The organism is Rhodobium gokarnense (genome assembly GCF_025961475.1).
Taxonomy (GTDB): Bacteria; Pseudomonadota; Alphaproteobacteria; order Rhizobiales; family Rhodobiaceae; genus Rhodobium; species Rhodobium gokarnense.
Genome location: NZ_JAOQNS010000005.1, coordinates 56,974 through 81,188 on the forward strand (window position 1 = coordinate 56,974; position 24,215 = coordinate 81,188).

The window sequence follows — 24,215 nt, forward strand, 5'->3', positions numbered from 1 at the left end:
AAAGGCCTAAGGCCCAGTCATGTTCGAGGTGGGAATTCCCGGTGAGAGGCCGCCTGCGGTGGTCGACAGCGACCGCCAGACCACGCATGCGGAGCACCCTGTGCGCCTGAAGAAGCTCAGCGAACGCCTGTTGCCGGCGAAGATGCGCCAGCGCTTGATGCTGACGTCATTCGCCATGGTCGCCCTGCCGATCCTCCTCCTCGGCATCATCCTGCAGCATGAAGGCCGCGAAGCGCTGCTGAACGAAAAGCAGGACAAGCTGTTTACGCTCGCGCGCGTTCTCGATAGCGAGCTCGGGCCGGGTTTCGATGCCCTTCTGGCCGACCTGCCGTCCGGATGGCAGAACCGCCAGGCCGCGATCGCACATCTGAACGCCAAGCTCGCACCGATAACCGACAAGATCGCCGCCTCCGATCCGGGCGTCGGCTGCGGCTACTATTCCCGCCGCCTCGATGCGATCATCACCTACGGGCCGAGCAAGGACTACGGCGGGACGGTAGGCCGGACGATCTCTGCCGACCATCCCGGCCGCGACGTCATGGCGGTCGGCAAGCCGAGCGTCGAAACCGGCCCGCTGGTCCGCGGATCGATCATGAACGCCATGCTGCCGATCATCCGCGACGGCGAGGTGATCGGCTATAGCTGGGCGAACGAGTTCACCGATGCGATCGAGCGGCAGGAACAGACCGTCGACCGGACCGTGTTCGCCATCACCCTGGGCGGCATCCTCCTCGCCGGATTGGTCATCCATTCCATGTCGAAGCGGCTGTCGCGGGAAGTGGACGTCGTCGTCGGCGGGCTGGCGGGCCTCAAGAACGACCTGCGCAAACCGATCCGGCCGCTGCGCGGCGAGCTCGGCGAAATCGTCGATGCCGTCAACATCATGGCGAGGGCTTTGCTCGATGCCCGCACGCTGACGGAGAACATCCTCACCAGCATCGCCGACGGCGTCGTCGCAGTCGATCTGGAAGGCCGGATCACGGCGTTCAATCCCGCGGCCGAGGTGATGTACGGCGTGCCGGCCGACGAGGTGATGGGCCGGTCCTATCGCCAGCTTTTCGCCGACCACATGCATGTGGCGAGCGCCCTGCTCGATACGCTCGACACCGGCCACACGCATATCGGCGTGGCGCTCGAACTGCCCCGGACCGATGCGGTCTGGCGGCTGACGGCGACATCCAGCGTTCTCCACGACGGCGAAGACAGGCGCATCGGCGCCGTCGTCGTGCTCAAGGACGTGAGCGAGCGCGACCGGCTGATGGTGCAGGTGATGCGCGCCGACCGGCTGGCGGCGCTCGGCGAGCTGACCGCCAGCATCGCGCACGAGATCCGCAACCCGCTGACCTCGATCCGCGGCTTCATCCAATACCTCGGCGATGGCGGCGAGCCGGAGGAGTGGAGCCGCTATTCCAAGATCATCATCCAAGAGGTCGACGTCCTCAACGAGACGATCAGCAAGCTGCTGGCGTTCGGCCGGCTGAGGCCGCCGCAGATGACCTCGGTCGATGTGGCGGAACTGATCAACGACGTCAGCTTCCTCGCCAACGGGCCGGCGAGCGTCCAGATCGATTTGCAGATCGACGAGGACCTGCCGAAGATCGACGCCGATGCCGAAGCCCTGAAACAGGCCCTTTTGAACCTCCTCATCAACGCGCTCCAGGCCATTGCCGATGACGGCACGGTGGTCGTCACGGCGCGTCGCCATGGCGATGACGCGATCAGGATCGAGGTCCGCGACGACGGCGTCGGCGTTGCCCCCAATCACCTGAACAAGGTGTTCGACCCGTTCTTCTCGACCAAGCCGAGCGGCACCGGGCTCGGGCTGGCGATGGTTCACCGGATCATCGACGCGCACCACGGCGTCATCAGCTTCGACAGCCGCGTCGATTTCGGTACGGTCGTCACCATCGAGCTTCCGATCGTCGCTCCCCTGCCGGAGGAGACCGCATGACAAACGCCGCCCCCCTCGCCCTCGTCGTCGACGACGATCAGGCCATCCGCCACATGCTCACCGCCGTGCTGGAGAAGGAGGGGCTCGAGGTCGTCGTCGCGAATGACGGGCTGGAAGGGGTCGAGACCTTCCGGCGGCGCCATGCGGCTGTCGTGCTCCTCGACATCCGCATGCCGCGGATGAACGGGCTGGAGGCGCTGAAGGCCATCGTCGAGATCGACCGCAGCGCGCGGATCGTCCTGATGACGGCCTTCGCCGAGATCGGCACGGCGGTGCAGGCGATGAAGGATGGCGCCTTCGACTATGTCCTGAAGCCGTTCGACCTCGACGAGATCCGCATGCTGGTGCGCCGGATTCTGGAAATCCGCGCCATGCAGCACGACATCGTCTCGCTGCGGCGCGAGCTGTCGGAACGCTACGGCGCCGAAGGCATCCTCACCAACAATCCGCGCATGATCGCGCAACGCGAGAAGATCGCCAAGGTCGCCCGCAGCAATGCCACCGCCCTGATTCAGGGCGAGAGCGGCACCGGCAAGGAACTCGTTGCCGCGGCCATCCATTACGGCAGCCCGCGGGCCTCCAAGGCGTTCGTCAAGGTCAACTGCGCGGCCATCCCCGAAGGCCTCCACGAGAGCGAATTCTTCGGCCACGAGAAAGGCGCCTTCACCGGCGCCGTCGGCCGCCATCGGGGGCGTTTCGAACAGGCCGAGCACGGCACGCTGTTCCTCGACGAGATCGGCGAGATTTCTCCGGGCCTGCAGGCCAAGCTGCTGCGCGTGCTGCAGGAGCACGAATTCCAGCGCGTCGGCGGCACGACGCCGATCCAGACCGATGTGCGCATCGTCGCCGCGACCAACAAGAACCTGGAGGAGATGGTGCGCGAGGGGGTCTTTCGCCAGGACCTCTATTTCCGTCTCAATGTGGTCACGCTGGAGACGATCCCGCTGCGCGAGCGGCCCGAAGACGTCAGGCTTCTCGCCGAACATTTCCTGGAACGCTTCTGCGCCGAAAACGACGTGGTGATCCGCGGCTTCGATTCCGCGGCGATGGACTGCCTGCTCGCCTGGTCGTGGCCGGGCAATGTGCGGGAACTGGTGAACGCCATCGAACATGCCGTGGTGATGTGCACCAACTCTGTCATCACGGCAGAGGACCTGCCGCGCTCCGTCGCCAGAACCGGCGACGGAGCGGGTGATGGCGAGGCCTTCGGCGGCGGCTCGCGCACGGGTTCGCTGCGCGATCTCGTCAACGACTTCGAGAGCCAGGTGATCCGCAACGCCCTCATGCGCCACGGCGGCAACCGCAGCCACACGGCAGTGGAACTCGGCATCAGCCGCCGAACGCTTCTGTACAAGCTGCAGGAATACGGCCTGGCAACGCCTCCGGGCGAACAGGAGGCCTGATCTGGCGGGTGTCTGCGCCGGCTAGGACATAGACTCATTATTTCCGATCCATAGCCTTATTGCGGAAAGTTTGATGAGAGTGAGATAGTTCTCGTCGTGCTTTTCGTATCGGGTGGCGATGGCGCGGCAATGTTTGATGCGATTGAAGAAGCGCTCGACGACGTTTCGAAAGCGGTAGAGCCATCGGCTGAAGGGCGGCCTTTCTCGTCGGCGGGAGACGGGCTTGGCGCACAGCCATCCGCCTTGCGCCTCCACTTGCCGACGTAATGCGTCGCTGTCATAGGCCGCATCGGCCAGCAGCGCCTGGCCCGAGCCGATCCCGTCCAGCATGTCGGCCGCGCTGCGTCCGTCATGGGCCTGTCCGGGCGTGAGCTTCAGCTTCACGGGCAGACCGTTCGCGTCGACGACAGCGTGGATCTTGGTGGTCAGTCCGCCTCGCGAACGCCCCATGCAGACGGCGCCGGATCGTGCCACGCCGGCGGTTTCGGCGTCCCCCTTTTTGGCCGCCGAACATTGCTGGCGTGCTGGTGAACCTTGATGGACGACGAATCAACCGATTGCAGGTCGCCATCATAGGCAGCCGAGACCGCCTCGAAAATGCGGTCCCATATACCCAGCTTGCGCCAGCGTACGAAGCGATTGTAGCACGTGGTGGCGGGGCCGTAGCGCTCCGGAATGTCCGCCCAGGGCGAACCCGTGCGCAACCGCCAGTAGATGCCGTTCAGCACTTTGCGATCATCGACCCGCGGCACGCCACGCGGCTTGTTTGGAAGTAACGGTTCAATGACCGACCACTCGAAATCGGTCAGTTCGTAGCGACGCTGGGACATGACAAACTCCCTTCGGAGCTTGAATCATCTATCGCCGGCAATCGCTACCCGTTTATGAGTTTGCGCCGGCTGGCGGACCAGACCAGAAAAGACCCATCGGCAACGATCGCCTGGGCCGGCAATTGCAGGTGCCGCCAGTATTTTCGGCTGCTCCAGTTTTCTTGGAGCGTTTCCTATTTTGGCTAAATCGGCGATGATTCCCAATCGCTTGGATTCGTAATTCAAGATGCGGGCCGGGACTGGCGGGCATCGCAAGCGTTTTTTGGAACCCCACCGGGCCTTCATCGTGGAACGGACTGGTCGCTCGTCATTCATTTTGGTCGGCAGTCCCGGCGCATCGCTTTGTCCGGCGACGGGTCGACAACGATCCACAAGGTTGAGGACGGACTAAGCGCAATAGGAATGACAACAAGGGAGTGGACATAGCGGGCGCTGATCGGAACCAGTGATGTTTCGCCGTTCTTGGCTCGCGCAGGCCCGTGTGCGCGCCCTATGCTTGGTTTTGACCGGACCGCGTTCCGCGCGGTATGGTGCAGCGGACCAGGGCACCGCTATCCAAGATGATAGATATCAAGCATTTGCGCGTCTTTTTATGTGTCGCTGAAGTCAAGTCCCTCAGCCGCGCGGCCGATCTCATGCGGCGGTCGCAGCCCTCCCTGAGCCAGGCGATCCGCGACATCGAGACAACCCTGCAGACGCCCTTGTTCCACCGCACCGGCCGCGGCATGGAGCTGACCGGAGAGGGCGAGGCCTTTGCCAAGGCGATTGCGGAACCGTTGGCGGCGCTCGACCGGGCGATCTATCGCGCCAGCAGGAATCCGGAAGTCAAGGGCCGCGTCACCATCGCGGTGCCGCCCTCGCTCAGCCCCTGGGCGACCAAGACGCTGACGGCAACGACCGTCCCGCACCATCCGGGGCTGCTGATCCGGATCATCGAGGGCCATCCGGTTCACATGATCGAATGGCTGCAGAAGGGCGAAATCGACCTCGCGCTTCTCTATGGGCCGGTGCAGAAGCTGCATTTCAAGCTGACGCCGCTGTTCCGGGAGCCCCTTGTCCTGATCGCCAAGCGCTCCGCCGGCCTCGATCCGGCAAAGCCGGTCGAATTCCAGGAGCTCGGCCGGTTGCCGCTGATCTTGCCAAGCCGGCCTTTCGGCATTCGTGCCGTCGTCGATCTGGCAGCGCAGCAGGCCGGCATCCGGGTTGCCCTTTTCCTTGAGTCCGATTCCGGCACGTCGATGCGCTCCATGGCATCGGAGGGCCTCGGCTATGCGATCCAGCCGCAATCCGTCACGGTCGCCAGCGCCGAACAGATGCAATTGAGCTGGGCACCGCTCGTCAATCCCGCCCTGGAGCGCGAGGTGATCCTGGCCGAACCGTCGGATCGGGCACCTGGCCGCGCCGTGGAAGCGGCCACATCCATGCTGGCCGCAGCCGTCTGCGACCTGGAGAACGACCCGGCCTGGGACATTGCGGTCTCGCCGGTGTGCCGCCGCCTGGCGGCCAGCAGGAAGGCCTGACGTCAGGGCTCTGTTATAAGATTTTCTTATATCTGCTATCGGATTCCGCCAGATAGTGGCGGATCGGGCCGCTTCGTAACATTCGGATCGACAGACATGGCGATTGTCCTCGACAAGAAGGGACTTTCGGCCCGTCTGCTGTTTTGTGTGACGCAGAAAGAACAGTTCATGATCCGTATCGGCATCGACATTGGCGGCACCTTCACCGACTTCGTTGCCTGGCGTGAAGGGGAGGACGAGGTCGGCCTGTCCTTCAAGCTGCCGTCGAGCCCCCCCGATTTCGACCGCACCGTCTGTGCGGGCTTCGACCGGATCGTCGACGAGATGAAACCGGACCACGGCGAAACCGTCATGGTGATGCACGGCACCACCGTCAGCACCAACATGGTGATCGAGCGGGCCGGCGCGCGGTTGGGCTTGCTGACCACGGACGGTTTCCGCGACCTCATGGGGCTGCAGCGGCTACGATTGAAGGACCCGACGGGCCTCTTCAACGACCGGCCGACACCGCTCGTGCCGCGCCAGCACGTCTTTCCGGTCGCCGGCCGTATCGATGCCCATGGCCGCGAGATCGTTGCGCTGGATGAAGCCGCCATTGCCGATGCCGCACGGCAGGCGGCGAAGGCCGGTGTCGAAAGCCTTGCGATCGCGTTCATCAACAGCTTCCGGAATCCCGAACACGAACGCCGCGCCCGCGACATCGCCCGGAAGGCGGCTCCCGGCATGGATGTCAGCCTGTCCTCCGACATCTGGCCGCAGATCGGCGAGTACGAGCGGGCGCTGATCGCCCTGCTCAACGGTTTCGTCAAGAAGCGGATGAGCGACTATCTGACGGCGATCGAAACCCATATGGCATCGCGCCATGATAGGGCGCACCTGTTCGTGACCCGGTCGAACGGCGGTGCCATGTCCACGGCCGAAGCCAGGCGCGAGCCGGTGCACACCTTGCTCTCAGGCCCGGCTTCGGGCGTCGCCGCCGCCAGCTTCCTCGGGCGTCTTGCGAAGATCGAGGATCTCCTCACCTTCGACATGGGCGGCACCAGCACGGACATGTCGCTGATCCGCGACGGCCAGCCCACGGTGTCGCGCGAGGCGGAGGTCGGGGACTTTCCGCTGTCGATGCCGGTGACGGGCATTGAGGCGATCGGCGCCGGCGGCGGATCGGTGATTGCGGTTCGCGACGGGGTGCTGTCGGTCGGCCCGCAAAGCACCCAGTCCTATCCCGGTCCGGCCTGTTACGGCCGCGGCGGCACCCGGCCGGCACTCACCGATGCCTACCTGCTCTGCAACTATATCGACGAGCGGCATTTCCTCGGCGGCCAGATGCCCCTGGACCGCGATGCGGCGCTGAAGGCGATGGCGCCCGTCGCCGATGCGCTCGGCCTCAGCATCGAGGCGGCGGCGGAAGCGGCGATCCGCGTGGCGACCGCCAACATGGTCGCCGCCGTCATGCCCTATCTGGCGCGCCTCGGCATGAACCCGGAACTGGTCAGCATGGTGCTCTTCGGCGGCGCCGGCGGCGTGCACGGACCGCTTCTTGCGGCGGAGATCGGCGTTCCGCGCATCGTCGTGCCGCAGACATCCTCGGTTTTCTGCGCATTCGGCGGGCTGATCAGCACGCTCACCCACGACGTCGTGGAAAACGTCCACCGCCGTCCCCTCGGCGACGGGCTGCTCGCGGCATCCTTCGACGGCCTTGAGCGGCAGGCCCGGTCGTGGCTGTCCGAGCAGATCGATGCGGGGATGATCCTCGAGACCGACATCGAACATGTCGCGGCGATGCGCTATGCGGGCCAGTCCTTCGACATCGACGTGGTGCTCGATGCCGCTGCGCGCGCCGGTGATGTCGCCGCTGCGTTCCGGCTTTTTCACGCCGAGCACGAACGCCTCTACGCCCATTGCGACCCCGAAGCGGATGTCGAGTTCATGACGCTCCGCGTCCGCATCCGCGGCAGCCTCGCCGGCCCGAAGGGAACGGGACGCAGGAGCATCTCCACCGGCAACAGGAACGGACTGGCACCGCGCGACCTGCGCATCGGCGGCGCGCTCCATGCCGGCGCGTCGGCCTTCCACCGGGACGGCATGGCCGCTGAGGACGCGATCGCCGGCCCGGCGGTCATCGAGCAGGACGACGCAACGACCCTGGTGCCGCCGGGATTCGTCGCCCGCCTCGGCCTGCAGCGCGAACTGATCATCGAAAGGCAGGCCTGATCATGGATCCGATCCGTACCGCCATCATGTACAGCCGCTTTTCGGCAGTCGTCGAGGAAGCCTCGACCACCCTCCACCGCACGGCCCACACCACCTTCGTCAAGCTGGTCCAGGACTACCAGTGCGCCCTGGCGACGCCCGACGGCGACATCTTCGCCTATCCCTCGGGCTCGGGCGTCACGACCTTCATCGGACTGCCGCTTCACGGCGTCCTGCGCTGGCTCGATTTCGACACCTTGCAGCCCGGTGACGTGATCCTGACCAACGATCCCTTCGCGACGGACGGTGTGGTGACGCACCAGATGGACGTCACCATGGTGCGTCCGATCTTTCGCGACGGCCGGCTGATCGCCTTTGCCTGGTCCTTCGTGCACGCCTCGGACATCGGCGGCGCCGTTGCCGGCAGCATCTCGCCGTCCTTCACGGAGTCCTATCAGGAGGGCCTGCGCCTGCGGCCGGTCCATCTCGTCAGGGCGGGGAAGATCGACGAGACGATCAAGAACATCCTGTTCGACAATTCGCGTGCTGCCGACGACGTCTGGGGCGACATGAAGGCGATGCTCGCCGCCATGGCCAGCATGGACCAGCGGCTGAACGCGCTCTGCGACCGGTTCGGAACCGAACAGGTCGAAGCCGGCATGCAGGACGTCATGGCCCTTGCCGAGCGCAAGGCGCGCAACGTCATCCGCGATATTCCCGACGGAACCTACGACTTTTCCGATTTCGTCGAGGGCCTGGGCGAGGGCGAATATTACCAGGTCCATGTCAGCATGACGGTCGATGGCGATACGGTCCATTTCGACTTCGCCGGCACCGACCCGCAGATGCCCTCCGCCTACAATTTCATCTGCGGCGACCGGACCCATCCCTATATCGTTCAGGGGCTGATGAACCTGATCCTGACGCGGGCACCGGATGCGCCCAAGAATGCCGGCCTCCTGCGCCCGATCACCATGCATGCCCCGCGCGGCAGCCTGATCAATGCGGAGCTGCCGGCGGCCATGGGCTCGCGTGTCGCCTCCGGGCTCCGGGTCTACGATGCGGTGATCGGCTGCCTCAACAAGGCGCTGCCGGACGGGCTGATGGCCGCCGGCGCGGGCATGGCGGGCATCGTCGTCGTCAACGCCATCGACCCGGTGACCGGCAAGGAACGCGTCACGGTCGTCAATCCGATCTGCGGCGGCGGCGGCGGACGGCGGATCCGCGACGGTATCGACGGCATCGACGGTCGCGTCGGCGGCCTGAAGTCGGTCCCCGCCGAAATCGTCGAGGCCGAGACCGTGCTCCGTGTCCGGCGTTTCGAACTGCTGCCCGACAGCCAGGCTCCCGGCAAATGGCGCAGCGGCGCGGCCGTCGTTCTGGAGCTGGAAAGCACCGGCATCAGCGCCCAGATCACCGCCCGCGGCATGAACCGCTTCCACTTCCGCCCCTGGGGCGTGAAGGGCGGTGAAGCCGGGCGGCTCGCCAACATCTCGCTGACCCATGACGACGGCACGTCTGAGACGATCGACCGGATCACCGTCCTGCCGCTGAAGGAGGGCGACATCCTCACCGTGGAAACGCCGGCGGGCGGCAGCTACGGACCGGCCTTCGATCGCGATCCGGCATTGGTTCTGGCCGATGTCGAAGAGGGGCTTGTGAGCCGGGATAAAGCCCTGGAGGCCTATGGCGTGGTGATCGTCGACGGCCAAGTCGATGCCGATGCGACGGAGCGCGAACGCGAGGCGCGCCGGCCTGCCAATGCGGCCCCTGAGGACATCGTTTTCGGGCCGGAGCGGCAGGACTTCGATCGCCTGCGCCCCGAACCGGTGCGCGTGCATCTGGCCAACCGGCTGCTTCAGGAAAACACCGCGACCCGCGGCCAGCTCGTGAAGGTGATCCAGCCCGACCTCGCACGGCGGACAGCGCCTCTCGATATTGCCGCCGCCGACGACCTCGTGGAGCGGCATTTGCGCCGGATCAGAAATGTCGCGCCGGCGCCCGGCGCCTCCAACCAGATCAACTAGCAGAAAGACCCAGCACCAACCCAAAAGGGGAATATCATGAAGAAGAACAGGATGATGCGTGGCTTCGTGGCGGTCGGTCTCACTCTCGGCCTCGCCCTGACATCGACCTCGGCATTTGCCGAGACCTGGCGCATGGCCGTCGACCAGAGCCTGGAGAGCCCGGAAGGCAAGGGCGTCCAGCGGTTCGCCGACCTCGTCAAGGAGTATTCGGGCGGCGATCTGACCATCCAGCTTTTCCCGTTCGAGCAGCTCGGCAAGACCGATGCCGTGATGGAACAGCTCGCCAGCAATGTCATCCAGATCCAGTCGGCCGGTCTCGTCCGGCTGATCAAGTGGAATCCGGACATTGCCTATATGAATGCCCCCTTCATGTTCGAGGGTCGCGACCACTGGGTCCGCTTCATGCATTCCGATCTGGTCAAGGGCTGGTTCGACGGCATTGCCGAGAAAGCCCATGTCGCGGTCTTGGGCGATCCCACCATTTTCCTGCGCGGTCCCTATCGCGTGATGGTCTCCACCAAGCCGGTGCAGACGATCGACGATCTTTCCGGCTTGCGGCTCCGCATGCATCCCGACGATCTCGCGGTCGAAGCCTGGAAATATCTCGGCTGCGATGTCCGTATCATGGCCTGGAGCGAGGTCTATCAGGGCCTGTCGCGCTCCATGATCGACGCGGTCAACAGCCCGATCTCGCTGGTCGAGAGCACGCGTTTCCAGGAAGCTGCCAAGAATGTTGCCGAGCATGACGAATACTGGCAGAGCGTCGGCTTCATGATGAACACGGACGCCTATGCTGCGCTCAGCGAAAAGGATCAGCAGGCGCTTCAGAAGGCCTATGTCGAAGCCTCGGCCTACGGTACGGAACTCGTTGAGAACTCCGTCGATGACTCCATCAAGCGCATGAAGGAGGAAGGCGTGACCTTCGGCAAGATGGAAACCGGGCCGATGGTTGCCAGGATGCAGCAGTTCTACGACGAGAAAGACGCGGCAGGCGCGCTGCCGGAAGGCTTCCTCGCCGCTGTTGCTGCGACCAGGTCCGCTCAATAGGGGTGCGCATCGCGGGAAGGGATCGACAATGCCTAAGCGTCTTGGGCTGAAGCGTCTCGGGCATCTGTTCGACGTCCTCGCCGAGGCCTTTCAACAGGCCGCAACAGCCATTCTCGTCGCGATACTGGCGCTGAATGCCGCCAATATCCTGTACCGGCTGACGATGGGGACCGATATCGGTCCGGTCCTGCCGTGGACGATGCTGCTGTTTGTCTGGATGGTCTTTGTCGGTTTCTTCCCGCTCTGCCACATGGGCAACGACGTTGCCGTCGAGTTTCTCACCAACCGCATGGGGCCGGCCGGTCGCAAGGTCATCGCCGTCGCGACCGACGTCCTGACCTTCCTCCTGACCGGCTTCCTGCTGTTGCAGGTTCAAAGGGTCATCGCGTCCCAGGTCGGCGAGCTGCCGATGGTCGGCCTCGAGCGCTACTGGCTTTCCGTGCCGCTGTTCATTTCCTGCGGCGCACTGATGGTCGACTCCGTCGTCCAGGCAGCCCTGCGCCTGACAGGCCGGAAGGCGGAGCGGCAGGCATGACCGGCGTCATTCTCTTCGGCGGCTTCGTCGCGCTCGTCGTCCTCGGCATACCGGTCATTCGGGCGCTCGCGTGTTCGGCGATCGCCGCCTTCCTCTATGCCGGCTTCGGCCGCACGTCCTTCCTCGTGCCGCAGCAGATACTGGAAGGCGTCGATGCCGCCTCGCTGCTGGCCATTCCGTTCTTCATCATGGCCGGCAACCTGATGAACGCGGCCGGCGTCTCCGATCGGATCTTCGCCTTCGCCTCCGCCGTCGTCGGCCGCTTCCGCGGCGGGCTGGCGCAGGTCAACATCCTTGCGTCCTTGATCTTTTCCGGCGCGTCCGGCTCCGCCCTTGCCGATATTGCCGGCCTCGGCACGATTGAAATCCGGGCCATGCGGCAGCGCGGATACAACGCCGATTTTTCGGCGGCGCTGACCATTGCGAGTTCCATGCTCGGCCCGCTGATCCCGCCGTCGATCGGGCTGATTGTCTATGCCTATCTGTCGGAAACGTCCGTTGTCCGCCTGTTTCTGGCGACCCTTCTGCCGGGCCTGCTTCTCGCCGCGATGATGATGGTCAACGTCGCCTGGCTCGCCAGGCGCCGGGAAATGCCGCGCGAAGAGCCCGCATCGCTCCGTGAGATTGGAAGCACTGCCATTCACGGCATCGGCGCGCTGGTGTCCCCGGCGATCATTCTCGGCGCGATCTTCACAGGGGTGACGACGGCGACGGAAGCCGGCGTGCTCGCCTGCCTGTGGACCCTGTTTCTCGGATGGCTTTATCGCAGCCTGACCCTGCGCGACATCTGGAACGCGGCCCGCTCGACGGTGACGGCAACGGCCTTCATCATGATCATCGTCGGCTTTTCCGCGCTCGTCGGCTGGCTGGTCGCCATTCAGGCGCTTCCCCAGGCCCTCGCCGATTTCACCCTTGCCAACACCGACAGCAAATTCGTGTTCATCGGCATCCTGTCCCTGTTTCTGCTGGTGATCGGCTGCTTCATCGAGAGCGTCCCGGCCAAGATCATCCTCGTGCCGATGTTGCTTCCCGTGCTCGACAAGTTCGGCGTGGACCGGATCCAGTTCGGCGTGCTTCTGACGCTCGCCCTGTCGATCGGCATCGCCACACCCCCCATGGGCGTCGGCCTGTTCATCGCCTCCAAGATCGCAAATCGCCCGATCGAGAACGTCGCCGCGGCCATCCTCCCGCTGATGCTGCCGCTCCTGCTCCTCCTCGTCATGATCGCCTATTGGCCCGCGCTCACCCTATGGCTTCCCACGCTGGTCATGGGGTAGGGATAAACGTCCCAGTTGCTGCCCCGCGCCATTATTTCGGATCGGGATGTGAGCCACCGTCTCCCCTGGGGCAGGCCGTGATGGGTGATCTGTTCGTGCCGAGCGAGCGCCGGATGGTGCGGCTATTGCCGTATTTCTCCTTGTTCCACGGCGGTCCGCGCGTCGACGACCGGCACCGCCGGGTTCAAGGGGTCCTGCTTCGGGCCCAGTTCGGCGGCATTCCGTAGGCTTTGCGGAAGGCGGTGGCGAAGTTGGCCGGGCTTGAATAGCCGGCGATATGGGCGGCCTCGGCGATCGAGACGCCCTGGTCCTGCAGCGCCTCATTGGCCCGTTTCAGGCGTTCGGCCCGAATATACTCGCGCACCGTCATTCCGAATTCGCGCTTGAAGGCGCGCTGGATGGAGCGGCGGTTGAGGCCGAACACCTGCTCCAGGTGACCCAGCGAGAGGTCGCCGTCGAGATTGGCGACGACATGGAGCCTGAGGCTCTCGTGGATCGCGCGCTGGGCGCCCGACACGGACCGGGCGGCCTCGTTGCGGCAATCGATGATGGCGCGGCGCAGGATCTCAAGGCCGCGCGACATCCGGAACAGGCCCGCCTGGTGCTCGTCCTCGATCGGCGGCGGCGAGATGATCTGGGCGGCGAGCCGGCAGACGTCCTGGCACGGACGCCAGGTGACGTGGTGCAGATATCCGATCGAGCGCCTGCTGAGGATCGGACTGTCGCCGGAGCAGGCCCCCCGCTCGCGGCACAGCTCGGCCAGCGGACAGGCGGATGAGGTCCCTCCCCCGCAGTCGCGATGGAACTGCTCCAGCCAGTCGGGCGGCGCGGCGACCGAGATCTTGCGGAACGGATCGCCGTAGGAGCCGGCAAAGCGCAGCCGCGACAGCCGGTCGATGCGCATCAGGAAGGCGACCGGCCTGGTGTCGTCGCGGTCGCCGGCGACCAGCTCGATGCACTCGTCCTCAAGGTAGAATTTCTGGCGCCCGCGCAACAGCACGAGCAACTGCAGCTTCGGCGACAGCAGCGTCTCCGACGCATCGCCGACACCATGCATTTTCTGGCTCAAGAAGCCGACCCGGAAATCGCCGGGGAAACGCTCAATGGTCATCTCACTCTCAGCGTGGCTGCACCCTTCCGGCCCTCTTCGACGCGCGTTTCCATCCGTTTTGTCATTTCTACAAACAACAGAGTCGCTATTGCAAACGAATTGCATCTAGCACTGTATACGGCCGGAAAATAGATTGACCACCTCACAAAAAACAATTTCAGGCCGCCCCGCCGGTGCGCCCTGAAGGAAGGTGGATCGGAGTCGGCATGAGCAGTACGCGTCGCATCGTTTTCGGGGTCTCGGCGGCCCTTTTGTCCTCAACCGTGATGACGCCGCTGGCCGCTGAAGAGGCGGTTCAACTCGATGCGGTGGTCGTGCAGGCGCCGGGCGGCGGCGAGGTCGGCGACGGGCCGGTCGACGGCTATGTGGCGAAACGCTCCGTCTCCGGCACCAAGACCGACACGCCGCTGGAGAAGACGCCGCAGACCATCAACGTGGTGCCGGCCGAGCAGATCGAAGACCAGGGCGCGACCTCGGTGGCCGAAGCCCTCACCTATACGCCGAACGTGCTGACCAACTACCGCGGCACCTCGAACCTGCATGACGAGGTGTTCGTGCGCGGCTTCGAATATGCCGACAAATACGTCAACGGCATGGTCTTCGGCCAGAGCTCCTACGGCCAGCTCGATCCGTTCCTGATGGAGCGCGTGGAGGTGGTGAAGGGGCCGAACTCAGTGCTCTACGGCCAGATCCTGCCGGGCGGCATGGTCAACCAGATCCTCAAGCATCCGACCGGAGAGACCAGGCGGCGGGTGAGCGTCGGCTACGGCACGGACAACTACAAGAGCGTCGGCGCCGACCTTCAGGGCGTCTTCCTCAACGACGACTTCGCCTATCGTGTCGTCGCCAAGGGCTGGCACAAGGAGCTGCAGGGCGACGACTACGTGCAGGACCGGTTCCTGATCATGCCGTCGGTGACCTGGAAGGCGACGCCCGACACGGAGGTCACCGTCGACGTGCTCTACCAGCACGAGCCCGACGCCGGCTTCCGGAACTTCAACACCTATGAGGGCACGCTGGTGCCGACGGCAGGTGGCTACCGGATCCCGCGCGACCTCGTCTCCGTCTCGCCCGACTTCGACAATGTTTTCCGCCAGACCTTTTCGGCCGGCTACGAGGTGAAGCACCACTTCACCGACGCGTTCCAGGTCGTCCACAAGCTGCGCTACAACCGCATCCGCATGGACCATCGCGGGGTGATGATCGACAGCGTCGCCGGCGACGTCCTCAATCTCGGCGTCGTCCGGGTCGACGACGTCATGGAGCAGCTGACGACGGACAGCTACGTCACCTGGGATTTCGACACCTCCGGCGCCAGCCACACGCTGATGGTCGGCATCGACCACCAGGTGAGCTCCAAGGAGACCGACTACGCGTCCAACTGGGCGTCCGGCCTCACCTACGACCTCGCCAATCCGCACTTCGTCCCCGCGAGCCTTGCCCGGTCGGTGGTCCCCACCAACACCTATAACGAGGACCTCCGGCTGCGGCAGACCGGGCTCTATGTGCAGGAGCAGATGGAGCTCGGCCGGCTGAACGTCGTCGCCGGTGCGCGCTATGACTGGGCCAACACCGACATCGTCGACCTGACCGGCGCGGCGCCGACCGCGACCTACAAGGACGAGGCACTGAGCGGCCGGGTCGGCGTCGCCTATAGCCTGCCCTTCGACGTGACGCCCTATGCGAGCTACTCGACATCGTTCCAGCCGGTGCTGCGCCAGGCGGCGCCCGGTTACGGTCCGCTGGAGCCGAGCGAGGGCACGCAATACGAGGCCGGCGTCAAATGGGCGCCGCTCGGCGGCGACGTGCTGATAACGGCGTCCTATTTCGACATCGAGCAGACCAACCTTGCCGAATACGACTATGCCGCCGGCGGCTATGTGCCGATCGGCACCAGGCGCTCGCGCGGCGTCGAACTGGAAGGCCGGGCGCGGATCACCGAGGCCTTCAGCCTGATCGCCTCCTACGGCTATGTGGACGCGGAGATCACCGACGGGGCCGACGCCGGCTACAAGGCCCAGCGGGTGCCGAAGCAGACGGCCGCTTTGTGGGCGAAATACGGCTTCGACTTCGGCCTCGACGTGATGGCGGGCGTGCGCCACGTCGGCGAATCCTACGGCACCTGGGACAACAGCATCACCGTTCCCTCCTATACGCTGGTCGATCTCGGCCTCGCCCTCGACCTCGGCGCCATCACGCCGGACATGGCAGGGGTGAAGGGAACGCTGAACGTCACCAACGTCGCCGACAAGGAGTACGTCTCGTCCTGCTACAACGGCGCCTATTGCTGGTACGGCGAGGGGCGCAAGGTGATGGCCCATCTCAGCTACGAATGGTGATTGAATGATCAAACGACATCGCGCGGCGCTGCATCTTTGCAGCGCCGCCTGGCTTTTCATGACGGCGGCCGCGGCGACGGCCGCCGAAGCCGTTTCGGACCGTCCCGGAACGCCGATGGCGGCCAAGGAACAGATGCTCGATCTTGCCGCGTCGTCGACGCGGCGTCTTCGCATTTCGACCGAACCCGGTTCTTATGTGAAGGGGCTGGTGGAAAGCGCGGTGCCGGTCGATCTCGTCCTGCTCGGGCCGGACGGCGCGCCGGAAAGGGCGGTGCTTGAGGACGCGACCGGGCACCACAATTTCTATTTCGTCGCCGGCAGCGATACCGCCGAACTGGCGCTGAGCACAAAGGCCCAGCCGGACGACGTCACCTTTGCCATCGTCGACAACATTCCACCCGACAAGCAGCTTCCGCATCCGCCGGCCCGCGTCAGCACGGATCCGGAAAGTCCCGCTCTGAAAGTGTTGCTGAAGGCGCTTGCTGCCGGCGGCGCGACGGAGGCCTTCTGGCAGGAACGCGCGCGCGAGGGAACGCCACTCGTCGAGCCGGCGCCGAGCGGCGCGGAGGGCACGTCCCTCCTCACCTTTTTGTGGCGCGGGGCGGAGAAGAACGTCCGGCTCTGGGGCGGTCCATCCGGCGATCACGCCTGGCTGGAACGGCTCGGCGACAGCGACGTCTGGTTCGCCTCGTTCGAGGTCCCCGACGCAACGCGGCTCTCCTATCGCTTCGCACCGGACATTCCGCTGGTTCCGGGCACCAGGCGCGAGCGCCGCTTCGCCATGCTCTCCGTCCTGCAGGCGGACCCGCTCAACAAATCCCCGCAGGAGCCGGAGGGAACCGACCGCTTCAACCAGCTCAGCTATGTGGAGCTTCCCGATGCGCCGCGCCAGCTCGGGCTGACGGGACCGGTGACGCATCCCGGCACGGTCACCGATTTCACCTATGAGAGCGAGCGGCTCGGCAACGCGCGGACCGTCTCGATCTATCGCCCGGCCGGGTTCGACCCCGAAAACCCGGACAACCTGCTGCTCTTCGTTTTCGACGGCAAGGAGTACCAGACGCGGGTGAAACTGCCGGCCATGCTCGACCGGCTGATCGCCGCCGGAACGCTGCCGCCGGTGGTGGCCGTTTTCGTCGACCACATCGACCAGACAACGCGGGCGCGCGAGCTGCCGTGCAATGCCGACTTCGCCGACGCCGTGGCGCTGGAGCTGTTGCCGGAGATCGCGCGTCGGACCGGGATTGAGGCAATGCCGGCACGAACCGCCGTCACCGGATCGAGCTATGGCGGTCTCGCCTCGGCGTGCATCGCCCACCGCCATCCGGAGCGGTTCGGCGCGTTCATCTCCCTCTCCGGCTCGTTCTGGTGGGCACCTAAGGACTATGAGGGCAAGGAGGCGTATGTCGCCTCGCTTTTCAGGGAGGCGCCGCAGCGGCCGATCAGGGCGTTCCTGTCGGCCGGCATTTTCGAGACCAGCCGGTTCCCGGATGAGCTCTCGATCATCGACTCCAACCGGCAGGTCGCCGAGACCCTGCGCGAAAAGGGCTACGAAACCGTCGTCCACCGGGAATATGCCGGCGGCCACGACTACGCCATCTGGCGCGGCGCCCTCATCGACGGGCTGGTCGCTCTTTTCGCCCCCGAAAAATGACACCGCCGGGCTGCCGGTGCCGCGTCGGCACCGGCGCCTTCGGCCCTATCGCGAGAAGCGGACCGGTGCGCTGAAGGTCATGCGGCTTTGCGTGACGGCGCTCGGAAAGCGCGGCATCGGCGAGGCCCGGCGCACCATGGCGACGGCCTCGCGGTCGAGGACGTCGTGGCCGCTTGAGCGCACCAGACGCACGCCGCTGACGCCGCCGCCGCGGGACACGGTGAAGCGCACCACGGCCGTGCCCGTCAGGCCGCCCCTGCGCGCCGCCGCCGGATAGCGCTTTGCCCGCTGCAACCGGCGCAGCACCTTGCCTTTATAATTATCGGCGGCCGCCTTGCCGCCGCCGTCCGTCTTGCGGCGCGATCCGCCGGCGGCGTTGGAGGTGCCGCGCTGTGCGGTGATGCGCTCACCGCCGCGCCGCGCATTGGCCTTGCCGCCGCGGCGCACGCGCTTGGCGGCAAGGCGCTTCTTCTTCGCCGGCTTCTTCACCACCTTGCGCGGCGGGCGCGGTTTCACCTGCGGCACAGGTGTCATCGTTTCCGGGCGCACGGGCTCGGCCGCGTCCGGCGGCGGCGTGAGAGCCGCGACCTCGGTCGGGCGTTCCTGAGCCGCCTCCTGCGGCGTGACCTCCGCCGCCTCTTTGCGTTCGACCGGTTCGGCCTCGGTCACCGGCACCAGCGGAATGTCCGCAGCCATCACCGGCGCGACTTCTGTCGCCGGCTCCACCTCGGCGCTCGGTTGCGGCGTCACCGCCTCGGGCGGCGGCGGCACGGTCTCGACCGGCGTTGCCGGCTGTGCCGTGATCGGCGGCGCCGGCTCCGGCATCTCGACCGGTTCGGCCTCGGCGACCTCCGTCTCCACCGGCTCGGCTTCGCTCACCGGGTCGACGGGATCGAGTTCGGCATTGGCGCCGGCCACCATGTCTTCCAGGGAGCCGATGACCGAGACGGCGCCCCCCTGGGAGGCCGCCATTTCCACCTGGTCGTCCGGGCCGGCCAGCATCGCGAACCCCGCGACGTGGATGCCGAGGGAGAGGACGATGGAGACGGCGATGACGCGCCGGTTGATCATGGCTGCTTCCGCCGCGTGATGAGGACGATTTCCCGGCCGCTCCCATTGAGCCGCGCCAGCATCTGCTTGAGGCGGTCTGCCGGCAGGCGGCCGTCGGCGGCAATCATCAGACGCCCACCTTCGGCATTGTCGACAAGGGCATTCGCGTCGAGGCTTTCCAGCGCTACCGGCTCGCCGTTGCGGGTAACGATACCCTCCTCATTGACGACGAGGGCGCCGGTGGAGCGGATGCGTTCATCCTCGGCAATACTCTGGGGCGGGTCGATCCCGGCGGCATCGTCGCGACTGACGGTGCCGGCAAAGAGGAAGAAGATCAGCATCAAGAAGACGATGTTGATGAGCGGCACGGTGTTGTCGGGCGGCGTGCGCCGCTGCGGCCTTGCGATCTTCATCGGCCCTGCCCCGCGATCACCAGCGCCTCGCGTCCCGCCCCCCTGACGGCGACCAGCGCATCGACGACATGCTGGGTCGCGGCCTCGGGTCCGGACCAGATCGCCACCGGTTTCGCGCCCGCGTTGGAGCCTGCGCCTCCGGTCTCGCCGAGCCGTTCCGCAAGCTCTTCCAGCGTCACCGCCTCTCCGTTGAGGTCGATGCGGGTGGCGTCGTGGACGCGCAGGAGCAGCGGCCGGCTCGAAGAGTTGCCGGCGCCGGAGATCCCGGCGCTCACCGGCAGCGCCTGGTAGCGGGAGAAGCTGGAGGCCAGCATGAAGAACAGCAGCAACAGGAAGATCACGTCGATCAGCGACGTGATCCCGATCGGCCGCCGGCGCCGGGCGCGTTCAAGCTTCATGTCGCGGATCGTCTGCGACGCTGGTCGATCGCCACCACCGTCAGCGCGCCGCGTTCGGTCGGCGCGCCGGTGAAGAACGCCGTCACCAGCGCTTCCATCGCCGCCTGCTCGCGCTCGATGCGGCCGTCGAACCAGCCGACGATGGCGCTCGCCGGAATGGCGATGGCAAGGCCGACGGCGGTGGTGAGAAGCGCCACCCAGATGCCGCCGGCAAGCACGGACGGGTCGACCGTCGCGCCCGCGCCCTGCATCGCCCGGAACGCCTCGATCATGCCGATGACGGTGCCGAAGAGGCCGATCAGCGGCGCCGTCTGGGCGATCATGTCGATCGGCCTCAGAAGCGCCTTCAGCCGGCCGAGGCGGGCCATGCAGACGCGCTCGATGTCCTCGCGCAGATGTTCCTCCCGGGTCGCCGGCTGCGCGGCGCCCTGGAACAGGTGATGGACGATGTCGCCGACGAGGGAGCGGTCGCCGCGCAGGTGCCCGCTCGCCTCCTCGCGATTGCCGGAGAGCCAGAGATTGAGCGCGGCGCGGGCGCGGCGGTGGCGGCCGACGCGGAGCCTTGCAAACTGCACCAGCTTGGCGATGACGAGGCCGAGCGCGATGACGGACAGGACGATGAGCAGCATGACGACCGGGCCGCCGCGGACGGCAAGCTGGATCAGCGGATCGAGGAAGGAAGCGCCGACTGGCGCGAGCGTTTCGGGCATGTGGCTCTCCCTTAGAGTGCGAAGTCGATGTCGAGGCGCGAGGACGGCGCCAGGAGGCCGAGGCATTCGGCCTCGCCGCCCTCGCCGCATTTGCGGATGTCGTTGATCAGGAGGCGGGAGATCTCCGCGCAGGGCATCTCGGCGATGTCGTATTGCCGGACGCGCATCTTGCCGGCCGGCAGGGCGCCGAAATTGAGCGCCGAATAGCCGGCGACGCCGCCCTCCCTGTCGAACACGACAACGTCGACGGATAGCGCCGACAGCGGCCGCGCGAGGCCGTTGCGCACGACCATCGTGACCCGGCACTTGCCGGCAACGGTCGCCGCCTTGTTGAGCTCCAGCGGCAGGCTTTCCGCGGCAGCAACGGGCGAGACCATGGAGACGGCAAGGAGGACAAGGAGGGAGAGGACGGTTCGTTGGATCATGGCTTTACCCGGGACTGGCTGTGGAGGTGGCGGTAGAGGTCGGGCGGTCGGCGAGCAGCACCGGGAAGCCGGCGCTGCAGGTCTCGACGCGGGCGGCGACGCCGTAGACTTCGGCGATGAGGTCGGGGCTGACGATGTCGGCCGGCGCCCCGGCGGCAACCAGCCGACCGTGCTTCAGGACGGCGATCTCGTCGGAGAACCGGAGGGCGAGGTTGACGTCGTGCAGCGCCATCACGGCCGTGGCCCCGTTCCTGTCGAGATAGCCGCGGACCATGGAGATCGCGGCCAGTTGCCAATGCAGGTCGAGGGCGCTGGTCGGCTCGTCGAGGAGCAGGATCGCCGGCTGGTGGATGACGGTGAGGCAGAGCCCGACGAGTTGCCGCTTGCCGCCGGAGAGCACCTGCATCGGCCGGTGCGCATCGTCCATCAGCCCGAGCATGGAGAAGAGCTCGGCGATGCGCCGGTCGAGGTCGGGGCTGGACAGCGCCAGCTCGGTGGCGCGGGCATAGCTGCGGGCCAGTTCGTAGGGCGACAGGGACGAGCCCTGGGGCACCGCCTGGGGCATATAGGACAGGAGGCCGCGCCTTGTGTGCCGGTCGATGTTGCGCACCTCCGTGCCGTCGATCGCGATGGTGCCGCGCGCCGGGATCGCACCGATGAGCGCCCGCAACAGCGTCGACTTGCCGGCCGCGTTCGGCCCGATCAGCGCCGTCAGCCGACCGGGCTGCAACGGCGGCAGGCTCACTTGTGAGAGGATCGGCCGGCCGCCGAGCCGGACATCCACGTCGCGGACCGTCATCACCGCCATGCCGCCTCCCCCCGCCGCGCGGCGATCAGCACCAGGAAAACCGGCACGCCGACGATCGCCGTGACGACGCCGACGGGAATGATGACGCCGGGCAGCAGCACCTTCGACAGGAAGGAGGCGAGCGAGAGCATCGCCGCCCCGGTGAGACAGGCGCCGGGAATGAGATAGCGGTGGTCCTCGCCGAGGAGCATGCGGGCGATGTGCGGGCCGACGAGGCCGACGAAGGCGATGGCGCCGACGAAACAAACGCCGATGGCGGCGAGCAGCGCTACCCGCGCCATGACGGCGATCCGCACCCGGCCGACGGCGATGCCGGCGCTCGCGGCCAGCACCTCGCCGCCGCGCAGGGCCGTCAGCACCCAGACATGGCGCAGGCTCAGCGGCAGCACGAGGAGGAAGACGGCGGTGACGATCCCCACCTCCGTCCAGCCGGCCTTGGTCAGGTTGCCGACGGTCCAGAAGACGACCCGCTCCACGGCCTCGGCGCTGGCGAAATACTGCAGGGCCGATGTCAGGGCGTTGCACAGGAAATGCAGGGCAATGCCGTAGAGGATGACCGTGCTGGTGGCGCCGCCATGGAGCGAGGACAGGGCGAGGATGAGAAGCGCGGCCCCGAAGGAAAAGGCGAATGCCGTGAACGGCAGCACCGCCGTGACCGGCATGAAGGAGAGCACCGGCTCCAGGACGATGGCCATGGCGGCGCCGAAGGAGGCGGCCGCGGAAATGCCGAGCGTGTAAGGGCTGGCGAGCGGATTGTTGAGGACGGTCTGGGTCTCCAGGCCGGCAAGGCCGAGGGCGGCGCCGACCGCAAGGGCGATCAGCGCGTCCGGCAGCCGGACCTGCCAGAGAATGATCCGCGTGCGCACGTCGAGGCCTGCCGGATCGAGGATGCCGCCGACGATCTCGGCAAAATCGATCCGCGCCGGCCCGGTGGTGAGATCGAGGGCCAGCGCGACCAGAAGGATGACGGCGAGAAGGACGAGCATCGCGATGCGGCGCGTCGCGATGCGCCGGTGGCCGGCCGCCAGGTCCCGTGCGGCCAGCGCCGTGTCGCTGAAGGCGCTACTCATCGCCAAGGCTCACGCTGTAAAGGCCGTTAAGCGGATAGCCGAGGAACCGGCGATGGATTTCCGCAAGCGTTTCGTCGGGATCGAGATCGGCGAACAGGTGCGGATGGATCCATTTGGCGAAGGATTCCAGCGCATAGATGTTGAGCGGCGAGTTGTAGAAATTGTGCCAGATGGCATGCGCCCGCCCGGCCTGCACGGCCGACAAGGCTTCCAGACCGTCCGCCTCGAGGGCAGCCTGCAGGGAGGCGTGGGCGATCTCCCCGTTGGATTTGGTGCCGAGGACGACGATCGGCCGCCCGGCCTCAAAGTCCTCCAGCGAGCCCGAGGCGGTGCCGATCCACACGTCCGGATCCTCGGCAAGAACGAATTCCAGGGTGTGCCGGCCGACGACGGCGGGCGTTACCGCGGCGGAAATGTTGCGCCCGCCGGCGAGCGTCACGAACGGACCGAGCATGCCGTTTGCCATGCCGACGCAGCAGTCGAAGCGGCCGGGATGGGCGTGCAGGAACACCGTCGGCCGCTCACCGGTGAAACCGGCGACGCGCTCCGCGATCCGCGCCCGGTGCGCCTCGTAGAAGTCGGTGTATTCCCTCGCCTCGTCCTCGCGGCCGAGCAGCTTGCCGAGGAGGATGATCGACGGCACCGTGTTTTCCATCGGATGCTGGCGGAAGTCGATGAAGACGACGGTCGTGCCGGCCTCTTCCAGTTGCGCGATCAGCTCGGTGTTGCTGGCACCCGGCCCGTGGTCCTGGAGGCCGAAAACCGCCGCGTCGGGCGCCAGCGAGATGATCGTCTCGGCCGACACCGAATCGCCCTTTCCGGCGTAGATCGGCAGCGTCTTCATGCGCTCGAAATGCCTGGAAAGGGTCGACAGCAGGTCGCCGTCGGTAAGCCGCAGGTCGGAGAGCAGCGCCTTGACCCTGTGCAGCGGGTCTTTCCGGTCGAGAAGCGCGATGGCGGAGAGGATGCGGCCGTCGCCGACGACGATGGTCTCCGCCGGTTTTTCGATCGTCACGGTGCGGCCGGCAAGGTCCGTGACCTCCTCAGCATGCGCAAGGGAGGCCGCGAGGACGGCCCAGCAAAGCAGGAACGACCGCAGGGCCGCGCCGGTTCTCTTGGAAAGCGCCCTCACCGTCATGCCGCCACCCAGTCGATCGACAGCTCCTCGCGCCAGGCGAAGCGTTCCAGGTGGGTGGCGATCACCGCCTGCATGCGTTCGGCGGCCTCCGCGTTGTCCGCCTCGCAATGGATGGTCAGCGCGGCACCGGTCGCGGCCATCCGGCAAAGGCCGAAGGGAAAGCGCACATGGCCGGCGGCGCTGTCGAATTCGGCCGGGACCTTGTGGGCGAAATGCTTGCAGAGCTGCTGCAGGTATTTCGAGGCCGCCTTGGTGGCGATTTCGGTCGAGGTGACGGGCATGGCGTCCTTTCGCGATACGGTCCCAAGGGAACCGGCCC

At 66.3% G+C, this 24,215-nt stretch carries 21 protein-coding genes; 10 read left to right on the plus strand and 11 right to left on the minus strand.

Features of this window, described 5'->3' with window-relative positions; genetic code table 11:
• The first annotated feature begins 19 nt into the window (after positions 1-19).
• Together atoS and M2319_RS10015 are read left to right on the plus strand one after the other, a co-directional pair.
• Complete coding sequence (gene atoS / locus M2319_RS10010; RefSeq protein WP_264601316.1) at positions 20-1,951, plus strand: two-component system sensor histidine kinase AtoS; 1,932 nt, start codon at positions 20-22, stop codon at positions 1,949-1,951.
• Positions 1,948-3,354, plus strand: coding sequence for a sigma 54-interacting transcriptional regulator (locus tag M2319_RS10015; RefSeq protein WP_264601317.1), 1,407 nt, complete (start codon positions 1,948-1,950; stop codon positions 3,352-3,354). The genes atoS and M2319_RS10015 overlap by 4 nt, the downstream gene beginning before the upstream one ends.
• A 21-nt stretch (positions 3,355-3,375) precedes the next feature.
• On the opposite strand, the gene M2319_RS10020 is transcribed toward M2319_RS10015, so the two are convergent.
• Positions 3,376-4,184, minus strand: a protein-coding gene (locus tag M2319_RS10020; RefSeq protein ID WP_264601318.1) for an IS5 family transposase whose coding sequence is annotated in 2 segments (ribosomal slippage) — positions 3,376-3,867 and positions 3,870-4,184 — 807 coding nt in all. Because the reading frame shifts where the segments join, the coding sequence is not laid out codon by codon here.
• Positions 4,185-4,744: 560 nt separating this feature from the next.
• On the opposite strand from M2319_RS10020, the gene M2319_RS10025 reads away from it, so the two are divergent.
• The 6 genes from M2319_RS10025 to M2319_RS10050 all read left to right on the plus strand — a co-directional run bounded on the left by M2319_RS10025 (position 4,745) and on the right by M2319_RS10050 (position 12,780).
• Positions 4,745-5,704 carry a LysR family transcriptional regulator gene (locus M2319_RS10025; RefSeq protein ID WP_264601319.1) on the plus strand — a complete coding sequence of 320 codons (960 nt, stop codon included), beginning with the start codon at positions 4,745-4,747 and terminating at the stop codon, positions 5,702-5,704.
• A gap of 96 nt (positions 5,705-5,800) precedes the next feature.
• Entirely contained in the window at positions 5,801-7,915 is a 2,115-nt protein-coding gene (locus M2319_RS10030) for a hydantoinase/oxoprolinase family protein (protein WP_264601320.1), read from the plus strand.
• 2 nt (positions 7,916-7,917) lie between these two features.
• Positions 7,918-9,921 carry a hydantoinase B/oxoprolinase family protein gene (locus M2319_RS10035; RefSeq protein WP_264601321.1) on the plus strand — a complete coding sequence of 668 codons (2,004 nt, stop codon included), beginning with the start codon at positions 7,918-7,920 and terminating at the stop codon, positions 9,919-9,921.
• A gap of 36 nt (positions 9,922-9,957) precedes the next feature.
• Positions 9,958-10,968 (plus strand): TRAP transporter substrate-binding protein, encoded by a 1,011-nt coding sequence (locus M2319_RS10040; protein WP_264601322.1) that lies wholly within the window; start codon positions 9,958-9,960, stop codon positions 10,966-10,968.
• Between the two features lie 28 nt (positions 10,969-10,996).
• Positions 10,997-11,503 carry a TRAP transporter small permease gene (locus M2319_RS10045; RefSeq protein ID WP_264601323.1) on the plus strand — a complete coding sequence of 169 codons (507 nt, stop codon included), beginning with the start codon at positions 10,997-10,999 and terminating at the stop codon, positions 11,501-11,503.
• Entirely contained in the window at positions 11,500-12,780 is a 1,281-nt protein-coding gene (locus M2319_RS10050; RefSeq protein WP_264601324.1) for a TRAP transporter large permease, read from the plus strand. Before M2319_RS10045 ends, M2319_RS10050 begins: the two co-directional genes overlap by 4 nt.
• Before the next feature lie 184 nt (positions 12,781-12,964).
• On the opposite strand, the gene M2319_RS10055 is transcribed toward M2319_RS10050, so the two are convergent.
• Positions 12,965-13,891, minus strand: a complete 927-nt coding sequence (locus M2319_RS10055) for a helix-turn-helix transcriptional regulator (RefSeq protein WP_264601325.1) — start codon at positions 13,889-13,891, stop codon at positions 12,965-12,967.
• Positions 13,892-14,097: 206 nt separating this feature from the next.
• Between M2319_RS10055 and M2319_RS10060 the strand changes: the two genes are divergently transcribed.
• Positions 14,098-16,230 (plus strand): TonB-dependent siderophore receptor, encoded by a 2,133-nt coding sequence (locus M2319_RS10060; protein ID WP_264601326.1) that lies wholly within the window; start codon positions 14,098-14,100, stop codon positions 16,228-16,230.
• 4 nt (positions 16,231-16,234) lie between these two features.
• Positions 16,235-17,884 (plus strand): enterochelin esterase, encoded by a 1,650-nt coding sequence (fes, locus tag M2319_RS10065; RefSeq protein WP_264601327.1) that lies wholly within the window; start codon positions 16,235-16,237, stop codon positions 17,882-17,884.
• A 45-nt stretch (positions 17,885-17,929) separates the two neighbouring features.
• On the opposite strand, the gene M2319_RS10070 is transcribed toward fes, so the two are convergent.
• From M2319_RS10070 to M2319_RS10110, 9 genes are read right to left on the minus strand one after another with little or no spacing between them, the layout of a single operon-like run.
• The gene (locus M2319_RS10070) at positions 17,930-18,955 is read right to left on the minus strand and encodes an energy transducer TonB family protein (protein ID WP_264601328.1); all 1,026 of its coding nucleotides are present in this window, start codon (positions 18,953-18,955) and stop codon (positions 17,930-17,932) included.
• Entirely contained in the window at positions 18,952-19,347 is a 396-nt protein-coding gene (locus M2319_RS10075; RefSeq protein WP_264601329.1) for an ExbD/TolR family protein, read from the minus strand. The genes M2319_RS10070 and M2319_RS10075 overlap by 4 nt, the downstream gene beginning before the upstream one ends.
• Positions 19,344-19,745 (minus strand): ExbD/TolR family protein, encoded by a 402-nt coding sequence (locus tag M2319_RS10080; protein WP_264601330.1) that lies wholly within the window; start codon positions 19,743-19,745, stop codon positions 19,344-19,346. Before M2319_RS10080 ends, M2319_RS10075 begins: the two co-directional genes overlap by 4 nt.
• On the minus strand, positions 19,742-20,455 hold the full coding sequence (locus tag M2319_RS10085; protein ID WP_264601331.1) for a MotA/TolQ/ExbB proton channel family protein: 714 nt from the start codon (positions 20,453-20,455) through the stop codon (positions 19,742-19,744). The genes M2319_RS10080 and M2319_RS10085 overlap by 4 nt, the downstream gene beginning before the upstream one ends.
• Before the next feature lie 11 nt (positions 20,456-20,466).
• Complete coding sequence (locus M2319_RS10090; protein WP_264601332.1) at positions 20,467-20,880, minus strand: hypothetical protein; 414 nt, start codon at positions 20,878-20,880, stop codon at positions 20,467-20,469.
• 4 nt (positions 20,881-20,884) lie between these two features.
• On the minus strand, positions 20,885-21,688 hold the full coding sequence (locus M2319_RS10095; RefSeq protein ID WP_264601333.1) for an ABC transporter ATP-binding protein: 804 nt from the start codon (positions 21,686-21,688) through the stop codon (positions 20,885-20,887).
• A complete protein-coding gene (locus tag M2319_RS10100) occupies positions 21,679-22,758 on the minus strand; it encodes a FecCD family ABC transporter permease (RefSeq protein WP_264601334.1) in 1,080 nt (359 codons plus the stop codon). Before M2319_RS10100 ends, M2319_RS10095 begins: the two co-directional genes overlap by 10 nt.
• A complete protein-coding gene (locus M2319_RS10105; RefSeq protein WP_264601335.1) occupies positions 22,751-23,896 on the minus strand; it encodes an ABC transporter substrate-binding protein in 1,146 nt (381 codons plus the stop codon). The genes M2319_RS10100 and M2319_RS10105 overlap by 8 nt, the downstream gene beginning before the upstream one ends.
• Positions 23,893-24,177 (minus strand): DUF2218 domain-containing protein, encoded by a 285-nt coding sequence (locus M2319_RS10110; protein WP_264601336.1) that lies wholly within the window; start codon positions 24,175-24,177, stop codon positions 23,893-23,895. Before M2319_RS10110 ends, M2319_RS10105 begins: the two co-directional genes overlap by 4 nt.
• Positions 24,178-24,215 lie beyond the last annotated feature (38 nt).